Source organism: Actinokineospora guangxiensis, from assembly GCF_042657845.1.
In the GTDB taxonomy this organism is placed as follows: domain Bacteria; phylum Actinomycetota; class Actinomycetes; order Mycobacteriales; family Pseudonocardiaceae; genus Actinokineospora; species Actinokineospora guangxiensis.
Window position 1 is genome coordinate 617,919 of the sequence record NZ_JBHSKF010000003.1, and the last position, 16,088, is coordinate 634,006.

11 protein-coding genes are annotated in these 16,088 nt (G+C 70.9%); 9 read left to right on the forward strand and 2 right to left on the reverse strand.

The features are described from left to right. Positions 1-28 precede the first annotated feature (28 nt). The 8 genes from ACFPM7_RS09625 (at position 29) to ACFPM7_RS09660 (ending at position 13,082) form a co-directional block, all read left to right on the forward strand. On the forward strand, positions 29-5,719 hold the full coding sequence (locus ACFPM7_RS09625; RefSeq protein WP_378246095.1) for an amino acid adenylation domain-containing protein: 5,691 nt from the start codon (positions 29-31) through the stop codon (positions 5,717-5,719). A 421-nt stretch (positions 5,720-6,140) separates the two neighbouring features. Then, positions 6,141-7,334: an acyl-CoA dehydrogenase family protein gene (locus ACFPM7_RS09630; RefSeq protein WP_378246097.1), complete on the forward strand. Its 1,194-nt coding sequence runs from the start codon at positions 6,141-6,143 to the stop codon at positions 7,332-7,334. A 420-nt stretch (positions 7,335-7,754) separates the two neighbouring features. Beyond that, positions 7,755-8,261, forward strand: a complete 507-nt coding sequence (locus ACFPM7_RS09635; RefSeq protein ID WP_378246099.1) for a YflT domain-containing protein — start codon at positions 7,755-7,757, stop codon at positions 8,259-8,261. 164 nt (positions 8,262-8,425) lie between these two features. Continuing rightward, positions 8,426-9,682: an ABC transporter substrate-binding protein gene (locus ACFPM7_RS09640; RefSeq protein WP_378246101.1), complete on the forward strand. Its 1,257-nt coding sequence runs from the start codon at positions 8,426-8,428 to the stop codon at positions 9,680-9,682. Next, positions 9,679-10,617: a carbohydrate ABC transporter permease gene (locus ACFPM7_RS09645; RefSeq protein WP_378246103.1), complete on the forward strand. Its 939-nt coding sequence runs from the start codon at positions 9,679-9,681 to the stop codon at positions 10,615-10,617. The genes ACFPM7_RS09640 and ACFPM7_RS09645 overlap by 4 nt, the downstream gene beginning before the upstream one ends. Beyond that, complete coding sequence (locus ACFPM7_RS09650) at positions 10,617-11,450, forward strand: carbohydrate ABC transporter permease (protein WP_378246105.1); 834 nt, start codon at positions 10,617-10,619, stop codon at positions 11,448-11,450. Before ACFPM7_RS09645 ends, ACFPM7_RS09650 begins: the two co-directional genes overlap by 1 nt. Positions 11,451-11,455: 5 nt before the next feature. Further along, positions 11,456-12,637: an ABC transporter ATP-binding protein gene (locus ACFPM7_RS09655; RefSeq protein WP_378246107.1), complete on the forward strand. Its 1,182-nt coding sequence runs from the start codon at positions 11,456-11,458 to the stop codon at positions 12,635-12,637. A 100-nt stretch (positions 12,638-12,737) separates the two neighbouring features. Beyond that, on the forward strand, positions 12,738-13,082 hold the full coding sequence (locus ACFPM7_RS09660) for a peptidase inhibitor family I36 protein (RefSeq protein ID WP_378246109.1): 345 nt from the start codon (positions 12,738-12,740) through the stop codon (positions 13,080-13,082). Here ACFPM7_RS09660 and ACFPM7_RS09665 read toward each other — a convergent pair. Together ACFPM7_RS09665 and ACFPM7_RS09670 are read right to left on the reverse strand one after the other, a co-directional pair. Continuing rightward, entirely contained in the window at positions 13,079-13,888 is an 810-nt protein-coding gene (locus ACFPM7_RS09665; RefSeq protein WP_378246351.1) for a chromosome partitioning protein ParB, read from the reverse strand. The two genes, ACFPM7_RS09660 and ACFPM7_RS09665, sit on opposite strands and share 4 nt — an antisense overlap. A 43-nt stretch (positions 13,889-13,931) precedes the next feature. Next, positions 13,932-14,603 carry a metallophosphoesterase family protein gene (locus ACFPM7_RS09670; protein ID WP_378246111.1) on the reverse strand — a complete coding sequence of 224 codons (672 nt, stop codon included), beginning with the start codon at positions 14,601-14,603 and terminating at the stop codon, positions 13,932-13,934. A gap of 320 nt (positions 14,604-14,923) precedes the next feature. On the opposite strand from ACFPM7_RS09670, the gene ACFPM7_RS09675 reads away from it, so the two are divergent. Then, a complete protein-coding gene (locus ACFPM7_RS09675) occupies positions 14,924-16,045 on the forward strand; it encodes a WXG100 family type VII secretion target (RefSeq protein ID WP_378246113.1) in 1,122 nt (373 codons plus the stop codon). Positions 16,046-16,088 lie beyond the last annotated feature (43 nt).

Sequence of the window (16,088 nt, forward strand, 5' to 3'; positions counted from 1 at the left end):
GGCGGCTCGCGCACGAGGAGTTCCCGGCATGACCGCAGTCCCGCAGGCGCCTGACCGTGGCACCGGCGCCGATCCCGCCACACCGAGGCAGACAGCGGCGCTGGAGCAGATCGTCGGCGACGGCGTCGCGACGGCCGGGGCCGTCGTGCTCGCCAGCGCGGTGACCGTCGATCCCGGAGCGCCGCCTGCCCGGATCGGCCGCGCGAACCGCGGCGCCCCCACCCACAGCCCGGCGGCGCGGGCGGGCGCCTCCCCGGAACTCCCCGCCGAGCAGGCCACGGAGAGCGGTCGCGGCGCGGCCGCCGCCGCGCTGCTGGCCAAGCGCCTGCGCGAGCGGGCGGCCGCACCACGCGCGGTGATCCCGCCCCGGCCGGAGGGGATAGCGCCGCCGCTGTCCTTCGCGCAGGAGCGGGTCTGGTTCATGGACCAGATCGCGCCCGGAGAGGCCGCCTACCACATCGCCGCGCCGCTGCGGGTGCGCGGACCGCTGGACGAGGCGGCGCTGCGCGCCGCGCTAGCGGCCCTGACCGAGCGGCACGAGGCGCTGCGCACCCGGTTCCCCGCCGACGCCGACGGCAGGCCGCTGGCGGTGGTCGAGGACCAAGTCGACGTGCCGCTGCACCACGCGAGCGCCACCGACGCCGTCGCGGCGCAGACGCTGGTCGACGCGGTCGTGCTGGAGCCCTTCGACCTCGCGGGCGGTCCGCTGCTGCGCGCGCTGCTCATCCAGCTGTCCGAAGAGGACCACATCCTGCTGCTGACGCAGCACCACATCGTCGGCGACGGCTGGTCGGTCGACGTCCTGCTGCGCGACCTCATCGCCGCCTACCACGGCAGGCCGATGCCCGAGCTGCCCGTCCAGTACGGCGACTTCGCGCACTGGGAGGCCGGGCGCCCCGCCGACGAGCACCTCGCCTACTGGCGCGAGCGCCTCGCCGGGATCGAGCCCCTCGAACTGCCCACCGACCACTCCCGGCCCGCGACGCAGACCTACCGCGGCGACTTCGTCGAGTTCACCGTGCCGATGGCCACCGCCGAGCGGCTGCGCGCGCTGGCAGCCGGGCACAGCGGCACCCTGTTCATGGTCCTGCTCGCCGCCTACCAGGTGCTGCTGTCGCGCCACAGCGGCCAGGACGACTTCGCCGTCGGCGTCTCCTCGGCGGGCCGGTCGGCCCCGGAGCTCGAAGACGTCGTCGGCATGTTCATCAACATGCTGCCCATGCGGGCCGACCTCGCCGACGACCCCACCTTCGCCGAGCTCCTCGACCGCACCAAGCGCGGCGTGCTCGACGCCTTCGAGCACGCCGACGTGCCCTTCGCCAAGGTGGTGCAGGACCTCGGCGTGCCGCGCGACGTCAGCCGCTCGCCGGTGTTCCAGAGCATGTTCGTGCTCCAGAACTACGAGATGGGCCGCTTCGCCGAGGACACCGCCGCCGACGCGGTGACCTTCGAGTGGACGCCGATGGAGCTGCGCGCCACCCGGTTCGACTTCGAGCTGCACGCCGTCGAGGTCGAGACCGGCCTGTGGGGCAAGCTCGTCTACAACACCGACCTGTTCGACCGCGCCACCGTCGAGCTGATCGCCGAGCGCTGGACCGCCCTGGTCGAGGCGCTCGCCGCCGACCCGGCGATCCCGGTGTCGCGTGTGGACATCCGCGCCGCCGCCGACCGCGCGCTTCCGGAGCAGGCCAACGCCACCGCGGCGCCGTTCCCGGACGCCACGCTGCACGCGCTGGTCGAGGCCCAGGTCGAGCGGACGCCGGACGCCCCGGCCGTCACCTTCGCCACCACGACGCTGACCTACGCGCAGCTCAACGCCCGCGCCAACCGGATCGCCCACCGCCTCATCGCCGAGGGGGTGGGCCCGGAGACGCTGGTCGCGGTGTGCGCCAACCGCTGCGCCGACCTGCCCGCCGCGCTCCTCGGCGTGCTCAAGGCAGGCGCCGCCTACCTGCCGCTGGACCCGGAGTACCCGGCGGACAGGCTGGCGTTCATGGTCGCCGACGCCGAAGCTCCGGTGCTGCTGGTCACCAGGGACTGCGCAGGCAAGGCCGCCGCGGGCACCGTCCTGGTGCTGGAGGACGACTTCGCCGACGGCCCGACGCACAACCCGCCCGCGCTGGCCGCCCACGGCAACGCGGCGTACGTCATCTACACCTCGGGGTCGACGGGCAGGCCCAAGGGCGTGCCCAACACCCACCGCGGCATCGTCAACCGCCTGGACTGGATGCAGCGCGCCTACGGCATCGACGACACCGACACGGTGTTGCAGAAGACGCCGTTCGGCTTCGACGTCTCCGTCTGGGAGTTCTTCTGGCCGCTGCAGACCGGCGCCCGGCTGGTGCTCGCCAAGCCCGGCGGTCACAAGGACGCCGCCTACCTGCGCGACCTCATCAACGACGAGGGCGTCACCACAGCACACTTCGTGCCGTCGATGCTCGGGGTGTTCCTGAGCGAGAACGCCGACTGCCCGGGGCTGCGCCGGGTGATCTGCAGCGGCGAGGAACTGCCCGCAGCCACCGCGCGCGAGTTCACCGTCCGCTTCCCCGGCACCGAGCTGCACAACCTGTACGGCCCGACCGAGGCCGCGATCGACGTCACCGCCTGGCACTGCGCCGACCTCGGCAGCCTCTCCTCGGTGCCGATCGGCGCGCCGATCGCCAACCTGCGGGTCGACATCCTCGACCGGCACGGCGTCGAGACCCCGATCGGTGTCGCGGGCGAGCTGCACATCGGCGGGGTCGGCGTGGCGCGCGGCTACCACAACCGGCCCGCGCTGACGGCGGAGAAGTTCGTGCCCGACCCGCGCGAGCCCGGCGCCCGCCGCTACGCCACCGGCGACCTCGCCCGCTGGCGCCGCGACGGCACGGTGGAGTTCCTCGGCCGCCTCGACCACCAGGTCAAGCTGCGGGGCCTGCGCATCGAGCTGGGCGAGATCGAGTCCGCGCTGCGGGACCTGCCCGGGGTGGCCGACGCGGCCGTCATCGTCCGCCAGGACACCCCCGGCGACCAGCGGCTCACCGGCTACCTGGTCGGCGGGGTCGACCACGCCGCGGTGAAGGCGGAGCTGAAGCGGCGCCTGCCCGAGTACATGGTGCCGACCGCGCTGGTGGACCTCGACGCGCTGCCGCTGACCCCCAACGGCAAGCTCGACCGCAAGGCGCTGCCCGCCCCGCAGATCACCCGCAGCGGCGAGCTGGTCGCACCGCGCACCGACACCGAGCGCGCGCTGGCCGCCATCTGGACCGAGGTGCTGACCCTGCCCGCGGTCGGCATCGACGACGACTTCTTCGACATCGGCGGGCACTCGCTGCTCGCCACCCAGGTCGTCGCCAAGATCAGGAAGATCCCGGACGCCCGCCCGGTCGGCGTGATGGACCTGTTCACCCACCGCACGATCCGCGCGCTCGCCGAGTTCATGGCCGCCGAGGACACCGGCCAGCGGGGCCTGCTCTACGAGCTGACCAAGCCGGGCAAGCCCGCCGAGCTGACCTACGTCTGCGTGCCCTACGGCGGCGGCAGCGCCATCGTCTACCAGCCGCTGGCCGACGCCCTGCCGGACGGGCACGCCCTGTTCAGCGTGGCCATCCCCGGCCACGACGTCGGCTTGGACGAGGCAGCGCTGCCCTTTGACGAGCTGACCACGCGCATCGCCGAGGAGGTCCGCGAGCGCGTCACCGGCCCGCTCGCCCTCTACGGGCACTGCGGCGTCGGCAGTGCGATCACCGCCGAGGTCGCCCGCAAGCTGGAGGTGGCGGGCCGGGAGGTCGACGCCGTCTACATCGGCGCGATGTTCCCCTTCGCCCGGCCGAAGGGACCCTTCGCCGCCGCCCGGACCAAGGTCGAGAAGCTCAAGTCCAACCGCCACTACGCGAGCTGGCTCAAGTCGATGGGCGTCGACACCGACGAGATCGACCCCGAGCAGGCCGACCGCATCATCAGCAACATGCGGGCGGACTCGCGCGCGGCCGAGGACTACTTCACCGAGCTGCTCGACAAGCGGGCCGAGAAGCTGCGCGCCCCGGTCATCTCCGTCGTCGGGTCCCAGGACCCGGTGACCGACTACTATGCCGAGCGCTACGTCGAGTGGCAGTTCCTCTCCGACACCCTCGGCCTGGTGGTGCTGGACGAGGCCGGTCACTTCTTCCTCAAGTACCGCGCCGACGAACTCGCCGAGATCGTCTCCCGCACCCACCGGGCGATCGCCGCCGAGGACACCGAGGAGCTGAGCAATCGGCCCGAGGAAGCGCCGTGGGACCTGCGGGACTGGCAGAAGGTCGGCACCCGCGCGCCCTCGACGGTCGTCCCGAGCATGGGCCGCTTCCTCGCCGTCGCGCTCGGCCAGCTGATCGCCACCACGGGCGCGGCGCTGACGGCGTTCGCCCTGCCGATCTGGCTGTACACGCGCACCGGGTCGGTCACCGACCTCGGTCTGCTGTGGGCGCTGGCGCTGCTGTGCGGGGTGGTCATGCTGCCGATCGCGGGCGGCGTGATCGACCGGGTGGACCGGCGCAGGGTGATGATGGTGGCCAGCTGCGCCTCCGGGGTCGTCCAGCTGGCACTGGCCGCGCTGCTGTGGACGGAGAGCATCGCGCTCTGGCACATCTACGTGCTGGTGTCGCTGAGCCAGGTCGCGGCGTCCTTCCAACGGCTGGCGTTCCAGTCGTCGGTGCCGCAGCTGGTGCCCAAGCGCTACCTCGGGCACGCCATGGGCATCGCCCAGCTCTCCAGCGGGTTCGCGCTGCTGCTGATGCCGCTGCTGGCCGCGGGCCTGCTCGCCCAGATCGGGCTGCGCGGCATCGTGCTCATCGACGTCGGCGGCTACCTCCTCGCGATCATCACACTGCTGTTCGTCAAGTTCCCCGACCTGCTGGGCTGGCGCCCGCGCGAGCCGCTGGGCACGGCCATCCTCAACGGGCTGCGCTACTCGTGGCGCCACCGCGGGTTCCGGCTCATGCTCGGGTACTTCGCCCTCGGCAACGTGTTCCTGGCCCCGGCGCTGGTGCTGCTGACCCCGCTGGTGCTCGCCTTCGGCGGCATCGGCGACGTGGCCGCGATCGCGCTGGCCGAGGCCGTGGGTGCGCTCGTCGGCGGCTTGGCGATGGCGGTGTGGGGCGGGCCGCGCAAGCGCCGGATGATCGGCGTGCTGTGCTTCAACCTGGGCACCGCGGTGGGCTGCATGGCCATCGGCGTGCACCCGTCGGTGGTCGCCGTCGGCGTCGGGGTGTTCCTCCTGGCCATGTCCATGGCGCTCGCGCAGGGCGTCTACTCCACGATCGTGCAGGTCAAGGTGCCCCAGCGCTTCCACGGGCGGGTGTTCGCGATCAACCAGACGCTGTCGTGGTCGACGCTGCCCATCGGGTTCGCGCTGCTCGCGCCGCTGGCCTCGTCGGTGTTCGAGCCGCTGCTGGCCCCGGGCGGGGCGCTGGCGGACTCGGTCGGCGCGGTGATCGGCACCGGGGAGGGGCGCGGCATCGGCTTCGCCTACCTGGTGTTCGGGGCGCTGCTGGTGCTGGTCACCGCGGGTGGCTGGGCGATCAGGACGCTGCGGCGCTTCGACACCGAGGTGCCGGATTCGCTGCCGGACGACCTGGTCGGCGCGCAGGAACGGGCCAATCGGCTCGCCCGTCACCGGTCCGTGACTATGTCCGGATTGTCATCGGAAGATGACGCAGCAGGTCAGGGACGTGACAGGGAGTCAGAGGTTGCCGTGAGATAACGCACAGATCACGGTCGCGGCTTGATCTGGTCCTGCCCATCGGAGTGAATACGGGCATGGGTAGACACCGCCTCAACGACTCGGAGGGCCGAAGTCTTCGGTCCCTGTTCGCCGGCCGCCGCCGTAGTGACGACCTGATGTCCCGCAGCTTCCGCGACTGCCGTGGCTGCGGAGCCGACGTCTACGTCTTGGCCGAGGACTGCCGCGACTGCGGCCACCGGCTGGAACTGCGCGCGAGCTGATCGCGACACCCAGAGTCACCCAGAGTCTTGCTGAAGCGGCGGTCCGGACACCCGGGCCGCCGCTTCGGCGTTGGGGTACCGGTTCAGAACGGAGTGGCACGTCCCACTTCGGTAGCGCGAACGAGCGTTAACCGCGCGATACTCACCGGTAACCCTGGCCCGTCCCGTAGGGAGAACGCATGGCCCGCCTCGCTCAGACCGCCGGTCTCACCGACGTCCAGCAGGAGATCCTGTCCACGGTCAAGGACTTCGTGGACAAGGAGATCATCCCGCACGCGCAGGCGCTGGAGCACGCCGACGAGTACCCGGCCGACATCGTGGCGGGCATGAAGGAGATGGGCCTCTTCGGCCTGACCATCCCGGAGGAGTACGGCGGCCTCGGCGAGTCGCTGCTGACCTACGCGCTGGTGGTCGAGCAGATCGCGCGCGGCTGGATGAGCGTGTCCGGGGTCATCAACACCCACTTCATCGTCGCCCACATGCTCAAGCAGCACGGCAGCGAGGCGCAGAAGGCGCACTACCTGCCGAAGATGGCCGCCGGCGAGATCCGCGGCTCCTTCTCCATGTCCGAGCCGGACCTGGGCTCCGACGTCGCGGCCATCAAGACCAGGGCCAAGCGCGACGGCGATGACTACGTCATCGACGGCGCCAAGATGTGGCTGACCAATGGCGGCTCGTCCAACCTGATCGCGCTGCTGGTCAAGACCGACGAGGGCGCGGAGAAGGCGCACCAGAACCTGACCGCCTTCCTCATCGACAAGCCGGAGGGCTTCGGCGAGGTCGCCCCGGGCCTGACCATCCCCGGCAAGATCGACAAGATGGGCTACAAGGGCGTCGACACCACCGAGGCGGTCTTCGACGGCTTCCGCGTCGGCGCGGACAAGGTCCTCGGCGAGGCCACGGGCAAGGGCTTCTCGCACATGATGGACGGCGTCGAGGTCGGCAGGGTCAACGTGGCCGCGCGCGCGTGCGGCATCGCGATCCGGGCCTTCGAGCTGGCCGTGGAGTACGCCCAGCAGCGCAAGTCCTTCGGCAAGGCGATCGCCGAGCACCAGGCCATCGCCTTCAAGCTCGCCGAGATGGCCACCAAGGTCGAGGCCGCGCACCTGATGATGGTCAACGCGGCCCGGCTCAAGGACTCCGGCCAGCGCAACGACGTCGAGGCGGGAATGGCCAAGCTGATCGCCTCGGAGTACTGCGCCGAGGTCACCCAGGAGTCCTTCCGCATCCACGGCGGCTACGGCTACTCCAAGGAGTACGAAATCGAGCGCCTCATGCGCGAGGCCCCGTTCCTGCTCATCGGCGAGGGCACCAGCGAGATCCAGAAGACGATCATCTCGCGAGGCCTCCTGCGCGAGTACCGGTCCCGGTAGGCGGCACCCCGGCCCCCGCGGTCACCACCGAATGGGGAGCTGTGGGCGGCGCGGAGGTCAGCGCGCGGGCCTGCGTGAGCAAGGCCCGAGCGCGCCTCGGCGCGGTGCCGGCCGAGCCGGACCCGGTCGTCGTCGCCGTGCCCAACCCCGACTTCACCCTGCTCAACCGGGTGGACGAGCCTCTGCCTGGAGGCACCGGGCGGTGGCGGGCATCCCGATCGCCGTCGGCGGCACCATCGCCGACCCCGCCTGCGCCAGGTGGAGGTGCAGGTGGGCGACGGTGGCTCGACACCGCTGACAGTTTCAGGCCGGGCGTCGTGCCCAACCTGGCACGTCGGCGCGACCGCGCACGCCACGACGCGCTGCTCGCTAGCGCATGTCGGGTTCGCACCGGTCGTGCCGAATTGGCAGTATGGGGGTATGACCGGTGCGTTCTCCGGCTCTGGCCGCAACCAGGGTCTTCCCAAGGTCCCGACGCCGCCCACCGGATGGCCCATCGGGTCCTATTCGACCTACCAAGAAGCGCACCGGGCGGTCGAGCACCTCGCGACCAGCGAGTTCCCGGTCGAAGAAGTGACCATCGTCGGTGTCGACGTGATGCTGGTCGAGCGGGTCATCGGCAAGCTGAGCTGGCCGAAGGTGCTGGGCACCGGCGCGCTGTCCGGGGCGTGGTTCGGCCTGTTCGTGGGACTGCTGCTCGGGCTGTTCAGCACCCAGCAGGCGTCGTTCGCGCCGATCCTGGTCGGACTGAGCGCGGGTGTCGTGTTCGGCCTGGTGTTCGCCGCGGTCGGCTACGCCAGCACCCGCAGCCGCAACATCGCCTCGGCCACCCAGCTCGTCGCGGGCCGCTACGACGTGCTCGCCCAGCCGCGCAACGCCGAGCGCGGACGCGACCTGCTTGCCAAGCTCGCCATGCGCCCCAGCTAGCCATCCGGCCCGGCTAGCCCATCCGGCCCAGCGCGCCCTGCCGAATTGCGGCAGGTGATCACCGGTTCTAGGTTCGGTGGACCGGTGCGCGCGAGTCCCGGGTGCACCGGCGGCACGTCGAGGTGCAGCGCCTTCCGACGTGTCCGTCGGAAGGAGGCAGGGCGATGAAGCATCCCCCCGGCCGCCGTCGCCTCCCCGCGGTGCTCGCCGCCGCGGTGTTGGCGGGCACGGCCGCGTGCGGGTCCGACGAGGGCCCGATGACGATCAATGTGTACTACTCCACCGAGGAGAACTTCGACCAGGTCGTCGCCAAGTGCACCGAGGAGGCGGGCGGCCGCTACCAGATCGCCCTCAACATCCTCCCGCGCGAGGCCGACGGCCAGCGCGAGCAGATGGTCCGCAGGCTCGCCGCGGGCGACACCGACATGGACGTCCTCGGCCTCGACGTCACCTGGGTCGCCGAGTTCGCCGAGGCGGGCTGGATCGAGGAGTGGACCGGCGCCGACAAGGCCGAGGTCGAGCAGGGCACCCTCGAAGGTCCACTGGAGACCGCCCGCTGGGAGGACAAGCTCTACGCGGCGCCGAAGAACACCAACGTCCAGCTGCTCTGGTACCGCCAGGACCTGACCCCCGAGCCGCCGAAGTCGTGGTCGGAGATGCTGGAGATGTCCGAGCGGCTGCGCTCGGAGAACAAGCCCAGCACCGTCCTGATGACCGGCGCCCAGTACGAGGGTCTGGTCGTGCAGTTCACGCAGCTGGTCGCCGGCGCGGGCGGCAAGATCCTCTCCGAGGACAGCAAGACCGCGATCTTCGACGAGGGCGCGGTCACCGCGCTGCGGGCGCTGCGCGACCTGGCGGCGTCCCCGGCGGCGAGCCCGTCGCTGTCCAACCAGCGCGAGGACGACATCCGGCTGGCCTTCCAGAACGGCGAGGCCGCCTTCCAGCTCAACTGGCCGTTTGTCTACGCGGCGATGACCGAGGGCAACCCGGAGCTGGCGCGCGAGCTGCGCTGGGCCCCGTACCCGGCCGTCGACGCGGCGAACTCCGGGACCGCCACCATCGGCGGGTTCAACCTGGCCGTGAGCGCCTACTCCCAGCACAAGGCCGAGGCGATCGAGGCGGTGAAGTGCCTGCGCAGCGCCGACAGCCAGAAGTTCTCGGCGATCAACTCCGGGGTGCCGCCGACCATCGAGTCGGTCTACAGCGACCCGGAGATGGCCGAGCCCTACCCGATGCGCGACGCGATCCTCGCCGAGCTGAAGAAGGCCGCCGTGCGGCCGCTGACCCCGGCCTACCAGAACGTCTCGACGCTGATCTCCACCATCCTCTCCCCGCCCGGCGCCATCGATCCGCAGCGCACCGCCGAGCGGCTGCGCACCGAGGTGCAGGACGCCCTCGACTCGAAGGGAGTGCTGCCGTGAGCACAGCGGCACCGGCCAGGCCGGGGGGCAAACACAGCCAGAAGGTGGCGCTGAGCGAGGGCAAGCGGGCCGAGCGCAAGCTCGGCTGGATGCTGTGCGCGCCCGCCGCGTTCGTCATGGTCGCCGTGACCGGCTACCCGATCGTGTACTCGATCTGGCTGTCGTTGCAGCGCTACGACCTGCGGTTCCCGGACCAGACCGAGTTCATCGGGTTCGAGAACTATGTGACGGTGCTGAGCAACTCCTACTGGTGGACGGCGTTCGGGGTGACGACGCTGCTCACCGTCATCTCGGTGGCCATCGAACTGGTGCTCGGCATGGCGCTCGCGCTGATCATGCACAGGACGCTGGTGGCCAGGGGGCTGGTGCGCACGGTCGCGCTGATCCCGTACGGCATCGTCACCGTCGTGGCGGCGTTCTCCTGGCGCTACGCCTGGACGCAGGACACCGGCTACCTCGCGCAGCTCGTGGCGTCGGACTCGGCGCTGCTGACAGAGCGGGCTCCCGCGCTGACCATCATCATCATCGCCGAGGTCTGGAAGACCGTGCCGTTCATGGCGCTGCTGCTGATGGCGGGCCTGGCACTGGTGCCAGAGGACCTGCTGAAGGCGGCGTCGATGGACGGGGCCAGCGCCTGGCAGCGCTTCACCAAGGTGATGCTGCCGGTGATGAAGCCCGCGATCCTGGTCGCGCTGCTGTTCCGCACGCTGGACGCCTTCCGCATCTTCGACAACATCTTCGTGCTGACCAACGGCGCGCAGGAGACCGGATCGGTGTCCATGCAGACCTACAACAACCTCATCAAGGGGTTGAACCTCGGCATCGGCTCGACGATGTCGGTGCTCATCTTCCTCGCCGTCGCGCTGATCGCGTTCCTGTTCATCAAGGTGTTCGGGACATCGGCGCCCGGCAGTGAACCAGGGGGTAAGCGCTGATGGCCGCCATCACGGCCGGGGCCAAGGCCCGCTGGTCGCTGCTCAACGTCGTTGTCGTCGTCTACGCGCTGGTCCCCGTCCTGTGGATCGTGTCGCTGTCGTTCAAGACCAAGGACACGATCACCGACGGGAACTTCATCCCGCGCTCGTGGACCCTGCAGAACTACGCCGACATCTTCAGCACGACGGAGTTCCTGCGGGCGCTGTTCAACTCGATCGGCATCGCGCTCATCTCCACGGTGATCGCGGTCGTGCTCGGCACGATGGCCGCCTACGCCATCGCCCGGCTGGACTTCCCCGGCAAGCGCGCGCTCGTCGGGGTCTCCCTGCTGATCGCGATGTTCCCGCAGGTGTCGCTGGTGTCGCCGCTGTTCGAGATGGAGCGCTCGCTCGGTCTCTTCGACACTTGGCCGGGCCTGATCCTGCCGTACATCACCTTCGCGCTGCCGCTGGCGATCTACACCCTCTCGGCGTTCTTCCGGGAGATCCCCTGGGAGCTGGAGAAGGCGGCGAAGATGGACGGCGCGACGCCCGCGCAGGCCTTCCGGCGGGTCATCGCCCCGCTGGCGGCGCCCGGGGTGTTCACCACGGCGATCCTGGTGTTCATCTTCTGCTGGAACGACTTCCTGTTCGCGATCTCGCTCACCTCGACCGAGGCGTCGCGGACCGTGCCCGCCGCGCTGTCGTTCTTCACCGGTTCCTCGCAGTTCGAGGACCCGACCGGGACGATCTGCGCGGCCGCTGTGGTGATCACCATCCCGATCATCATCTTCGTGTTGTTCTTCCAGCGCCGCATCGTCGCGGGGCTGACGTCCGGCGCCGTGAAGGGCTGAGGGTTATGGCTGAGATCATCCTGGACAAGGTCGGCAAGCGGTACCCGGACGGCGCGGTGGCGGTGTCCGATGTCGACATCACGATCGCCGACGGCGAGTTCATCATCCTGGTCGGCCCGTCCGGCTGCGGGAAGTCGACCACGCTCAACATGATCGCCGGGCTGGAGGACATCACCTCCGGCGAGCTGCGCATCGACGGCGAGCGGGTCAACGACAAGGCCCCGAAGGACCGCGACATCGCGATGGTGTTCCAGTCCTACGCGCTCTACCCGCACATGACCGTGCGCGAGAACATGGCGTTCCCGCTGCGGCTGGCCAAGGTCGAGGACAAGACGGTGCGGGCCAAGGTCGACGAGGCCGCGCGCATCCTCGACCTGACCCAGCACCTGGACCGGCGGCCGTCGAACCTCTCCGGCGGGCAGCGGCAGCGGGTGGCGATGGGGCGCGCGATCGTGCGCAACCCGAAGGCGTTCCTCATGGACGAGCCGCTGTCCAACCTCGACGCGAAGCTGCGCGTGCAGATGCGCACGTCGGTGTCGAAGATCCAGAAGAAGCTGGGCACGACGACGGTGTACGTCACCCACGACCAGACCGAGGCGATGACCCTCGGCGACCGGGTCGTGGTGATGCGCGGCGGCCTCGTGCAGCAGATCGGGTCGCCGCAGTTCCTCTACGAGCAGCCGGTGAACCTGTTCGTGGCGGGGTTCATCGGGTCGCCGTCGATGAACTTCGTGCCCGCGCGGCTGGAGAACAACGAGGTGGCGAGCCCGCTGGGTCACTTCCGGCTGACCGACCGCATCCGCACCCTGATGGAGGACAGCGGCGGCTCCCGCGAGGTGATCATGGGATTGCGGCCGGAGCACTTCGAGGATGCGGCGCTGCTGGACGATTCGGCGGTCGGCGGCGGGGCGACGTTCGAGTCCTCGGTGGACGTGCTGGAGTCCATGGGGTCGGACAAGTTCGCCTACTTCACCGTCGAGGGGGAGACCGCGACCTCCTCGGAGCTGGACGAGCTGGCTGCGGACCTGGGCTCCGCGGAAATGACCGACGACGGCACGCAGATTGTGACCCGACTGTCGGCGTCGTCGCAGGCCAAGGAGGGTTCGGACGCGCGGATCTGGTTCGACACCGACAAGATCCACCTGTTCGACCCGAAGACGGGCCGCAACTTCACCTATTCGGAGTGAGCGACCCTGTGGACAACTTCCGCGGCTGATCTCCCGGCTGCGGCAACCTGGAGTCGGTGACGCCCCGATCCGCGGGGCGTCCCGAACCCAGGGAGATGTTGTGCGCGCTGTTGTTGTGGCTGTGCTGTCGGTGTTCGGGCTCGCGTTCCTCGTGGTGCCCGCCTCCGCGTCGGTGGGGTGCGACGCGGGGGAAGTGTGTCTGTGGTCGGGCACGTCCTACCGAGGGCAGTTGGTCAAGCTGACCCTCTCGGACACCAACCCGGGCGAGTGCGTGCCGATCGGGGTGGAGGCGCGCTCGTTCGCCAACCTGCTGCGCCAGCCGGTCACGGTGTACCAGAGCCAGGAGTGCTCGACCGAGGGCGAGTTCGACACCTACCCGGGGCGCGGGGTGTACGTGCCGTGCGCGCCGTTCGTGGTCAGAGGGGTGCAGATCTGGTCGAGTTAGAGGCCCATGCGGCGGGGGAGCCTCGGCTGTTCGCGGATCGCGGTGATGACCTCGTCGTCCCAGCGGTGCGCGCGGATCAGCCGGTAGCGCTCGGCGATGACCCAGAGGTAGGCCTCGGCCTCGGTCTGGGTGTTGATCATCCCCGCCTGGCGGACCATGGTGACCACGGGGACGAACTCCTCGGCGTACCACCGGCTTGCCACGGTCGCCCGGTCGAGGAAGGTGTGCTCGTCCTGCATGAGCCGGAAGCCCCAAGCCTCGACGGCCTCGCTCAGCTCGGAGTACTCCCAGGCGTCGGTGAGCCGGATCGCCGCGCGGGCGGAGCCGGTGAGCGGGACGCGTTCGAGGAAGAGGCGCCGGTAGTCCTTGACGGTGAGATCGCCGCGGTGGTGGATGCCCCCGGCGGAGAGGCGGGTGACGATCTCGGTGACATAGGCGTCGATCGTGCGCAGGTTCATCGCGTGCGCCACTGACACGCGGTGGTGCCCGTCGATGACGAAGTGCATGTCGCCGACGCGGTAGACCTCGATGGGCGGGAAGGCCTCGCCTCGGCGCTGTGCCAGCGCCAGCCGCTCCCAGCGGCCGCGGGCGCGCGCCGAGGTGGGCCGGAACCGCCGGTCGAAGTCGCGGGTGCGGTCGACGCTGCCCACGATCGAGTCCAGGGAGATGACCTGCAGGCCGAGCCTGCGCTCGCCGGTGCGGCCGAGGGCGGCCACGACTTCGTCGAACGGCAGCATGATGCTGACGTCGTCGGGTTCGCGGCGCAGCCACGCGCCGAGCCGGGAGAGCATCTGGCTCCGGCGCATGCGCAGGAAGTCGTTCTCGGCGTCGGCTTGGGGGAAACCGGTGTCACGTGGCACGGGGTGCCTCCGGGATGTCCAGGATTCGGTAGCCGACAGTGTTGATGACCTGGGTGTCGCCCAGGTTGCGATCGGGTACGGGTTCGCCGTGCGGGTGGATGTGGCCGTGCACGAGATACCGGGGCCGCAACTTGCGGACGGTCGTGTGCAGGCTGGTGAAGCCGCGGTGCGGCGGGTCTTCCCGGTCGCCGACGCCGCGCGGCGGGGCGTGGGTGAGCAGCACGTCGACGCCGCGGCCGTCGCGCAGCCTGCGGACCGCCGCGCGGCGGCGCAGCGCGCGCGAGCGCCGGGCCATCTGCCGGTCGGTCCACTGGTTGGGCCCGCTGTTGTAGCGGATCGACCCGCCGAGTCCGGCGATCCGCAGCCCGGCGACGTCGGCGACCCGTCCGTCGGCGTTGACCGCGCCGGCGGGCCCCGGCCACGCGGCGGGCAGGCCGTCGCGCGTCCAGAGGCCGTGACCGGACCGGTCGTACCCGGACAGGTCCATGTCGTGGTTGCCGGGCACGAACACGCACGGCCGGTCGAGCGCGTCGATCAGGAACTCCAGGTACTCGAACGGCAGATCGCCCGCCGCGAGCACCAGGTCGACGCGGTGGCGGCGCACCTGGTCGCTCCACAGCCGGTCGACGACCTCGTCGGAGACGGTGAGCACCTTGGGCACAGCTTGAGCCTACGTCGAGCACCGCCGGTCCGCGTCCGATCGGCTGAGAGGTGGAGGAGGGTGGGGGAGGGGGGCCCTGGGCGAGCGGAGAGGTTCCGGTGGCGGGCTCCGGGCGGGGAGGCTCGGGCGGTGGCTCCGACGATGGCCCGAACGGTTCCGAACGGGCGGTGGCGGGCTTGAGGGGCTGGTCGGGGAGGTGCGTTCGTGCGGAGGGTGCAACGTCGGAGGTCTAGGGAACGATTGGGTGCCGTGGGGACGTCGTAGCGACTAGCGTGATCGTTGAAGAGCGATCGTCTGCCGCCATGAGGGGAGTTCGGGCGATGGGCGCCGGTAGCGGGGACCGATATGTCGTCGGCGGGGTGAACTGGGAGTCGTACACGCTCGAAGCGCTGATCGCGATGGTGGCCGACAACGCCAGTCCGCCCCAGTTGGAGCAGCTGGCCGACGACTGGCGGCAAGCGGGCAGCGAGGTCAGCGACGCGGCCGCCGTGTTGGAGACCGCGCTCGCGCAGCTGATGGAGTTCTGGTCCGGCCATGCCGCCGAGCAGGCGCGCCGGGACGTGTCGGCGAACGCGAAATGGCTCGGTGACCTGGGGGAGACCGCCCACCAGATCGGTGTCCCGATCCAAGAGGCCGCGGGGGCGCTCAAGGCGGCCCAGGACGCGATGCCCGTGCTGCCGCCGCCCGCGCTGATCCCGCCCGCGCGCTCGGTCGAGGGCGCCGACACGGCGCTGCGGACCGGTGGCCCGCTGGCCGCGGCCATCTCCGGGACCGCGACGGGCGCCGAGAGCGCGTTCGCCGCCGAGCAGCAGCAGGCCGAGCTGAAGGCGGTCGCCGTCGAGGCGATGCGCCGCTTCGAGGGCGCGGCCATCGGCATCGACCAGGCCACCCCCGCCTTCTCCGAGCCGTCGCCCCCCGACGGGACCACGCCCCCGACCCCCATCGACCGGGTCCCGGGCACCACCACCCCGCCGAACACCCGCACCCCCACCGACACCGAACGCTGGGACGACCTCACCGGAGGCAGCGGCACCAGCGCGTCATCGACCGGCGGGGCTGGTGCTTCTGCTTCCGCGGGCGCCGACGGTCTGGCGGCCCGAGGCATGCCCGGCGGAGGCGCGGGCGGCTTTCCTGGTTCGGGCGCCACCGGCCTCACCGAGAGCGGCCCGGGCTCAGGCGCGCGTCCGGTCGCCCCTGGCCCCGGCGTCGGCCTCACCGAGACGTTCAACCCGGGCAACCGCCCGGCCGCCGCGGCGGGCGGCCCGGTCGCAGGCGGCGCGGGCGCGGGAACCGGCATGGGCGGCATGCCCATGGGCGGCGGCATGGGTGCGGGCGCGGGTGCGGGCGGCGACTCCGGCGAACACCGCAGGCGCTACCCGTTCGACGCCGAGAACCCGTTCGCGAACGACCAAAAGGCATCACCGCCGGTGATCGGGCTCTGAGGAGAACCAGCAGATGCCAGACCAGAACCACCCCACCGACCCC

What these genes read in the sequence shown, in the direction of transcription:
- ACFPM7_RS09675 (WP_378246113.1), top strand. Translation starts at nt 14,924, where the DNA reads ATGGGCGCCGGTAGCGGGGACCGATATGTCGTCGGCGGGGTGAACTGG.
- ACFPM7_RS09665 (WP_378246351.1), bottom strand. Translation starts at nt 13,888, where the DNA reads ATGCGCCGGAGCCAGATGCTCTCCCGGCTCGGCGCGTGGCTGCGCCGC.
- ACFPM7_RS09650 (WP_378246105.1), top strand. Translation starts at nt 10,617, where the DNA reads ATGGCCGCCATCACGGCCGGGGCCAAGGCCCGCTGGTCGCTGCTCAAC.
- ACFPM7_RS09655 (WP_378246107.1), top strand. Translation starts at nt 11,456, where the DNA reads ATGGCTGAGATCATCCTGGACAAGGTCGGCAAGCGGTACCCGGACGGC.
- ACFPM7_RS09625 (WP_378246095.1), top strand. Translation starts at nt 29, where the DNA reads ATGACCGCAGTCCCGCAGGCGCCTGACCGTGGCACCGGCGCCGATCCC.
- ACFPM7_RS09630 (WP_378246097.1), top strand. Translation starts at nt 6,141, where the DNA reads ATGGCCCGCCTCGCTCAGACCGCCGGTCTCACCGACGTCCAGCAGGAG.
- ACFPM7_RS09635 (WP_378246099.1), top strand. Translation starts at nt 7,755, where the DNA reads ATGACCGGTGCGTTCTCCGGCTCTGGCCGCAACCAGGGTCTTCCCAAG.
- ACFPM7_RS09640 (WP_378246101.1), top strand. Translation starts at nt 8,426, where the DNA reads ATGAAGCATCCCCCCGGCCGCCGTCGCCTCCCCGCGGTGCTCGCCGCC.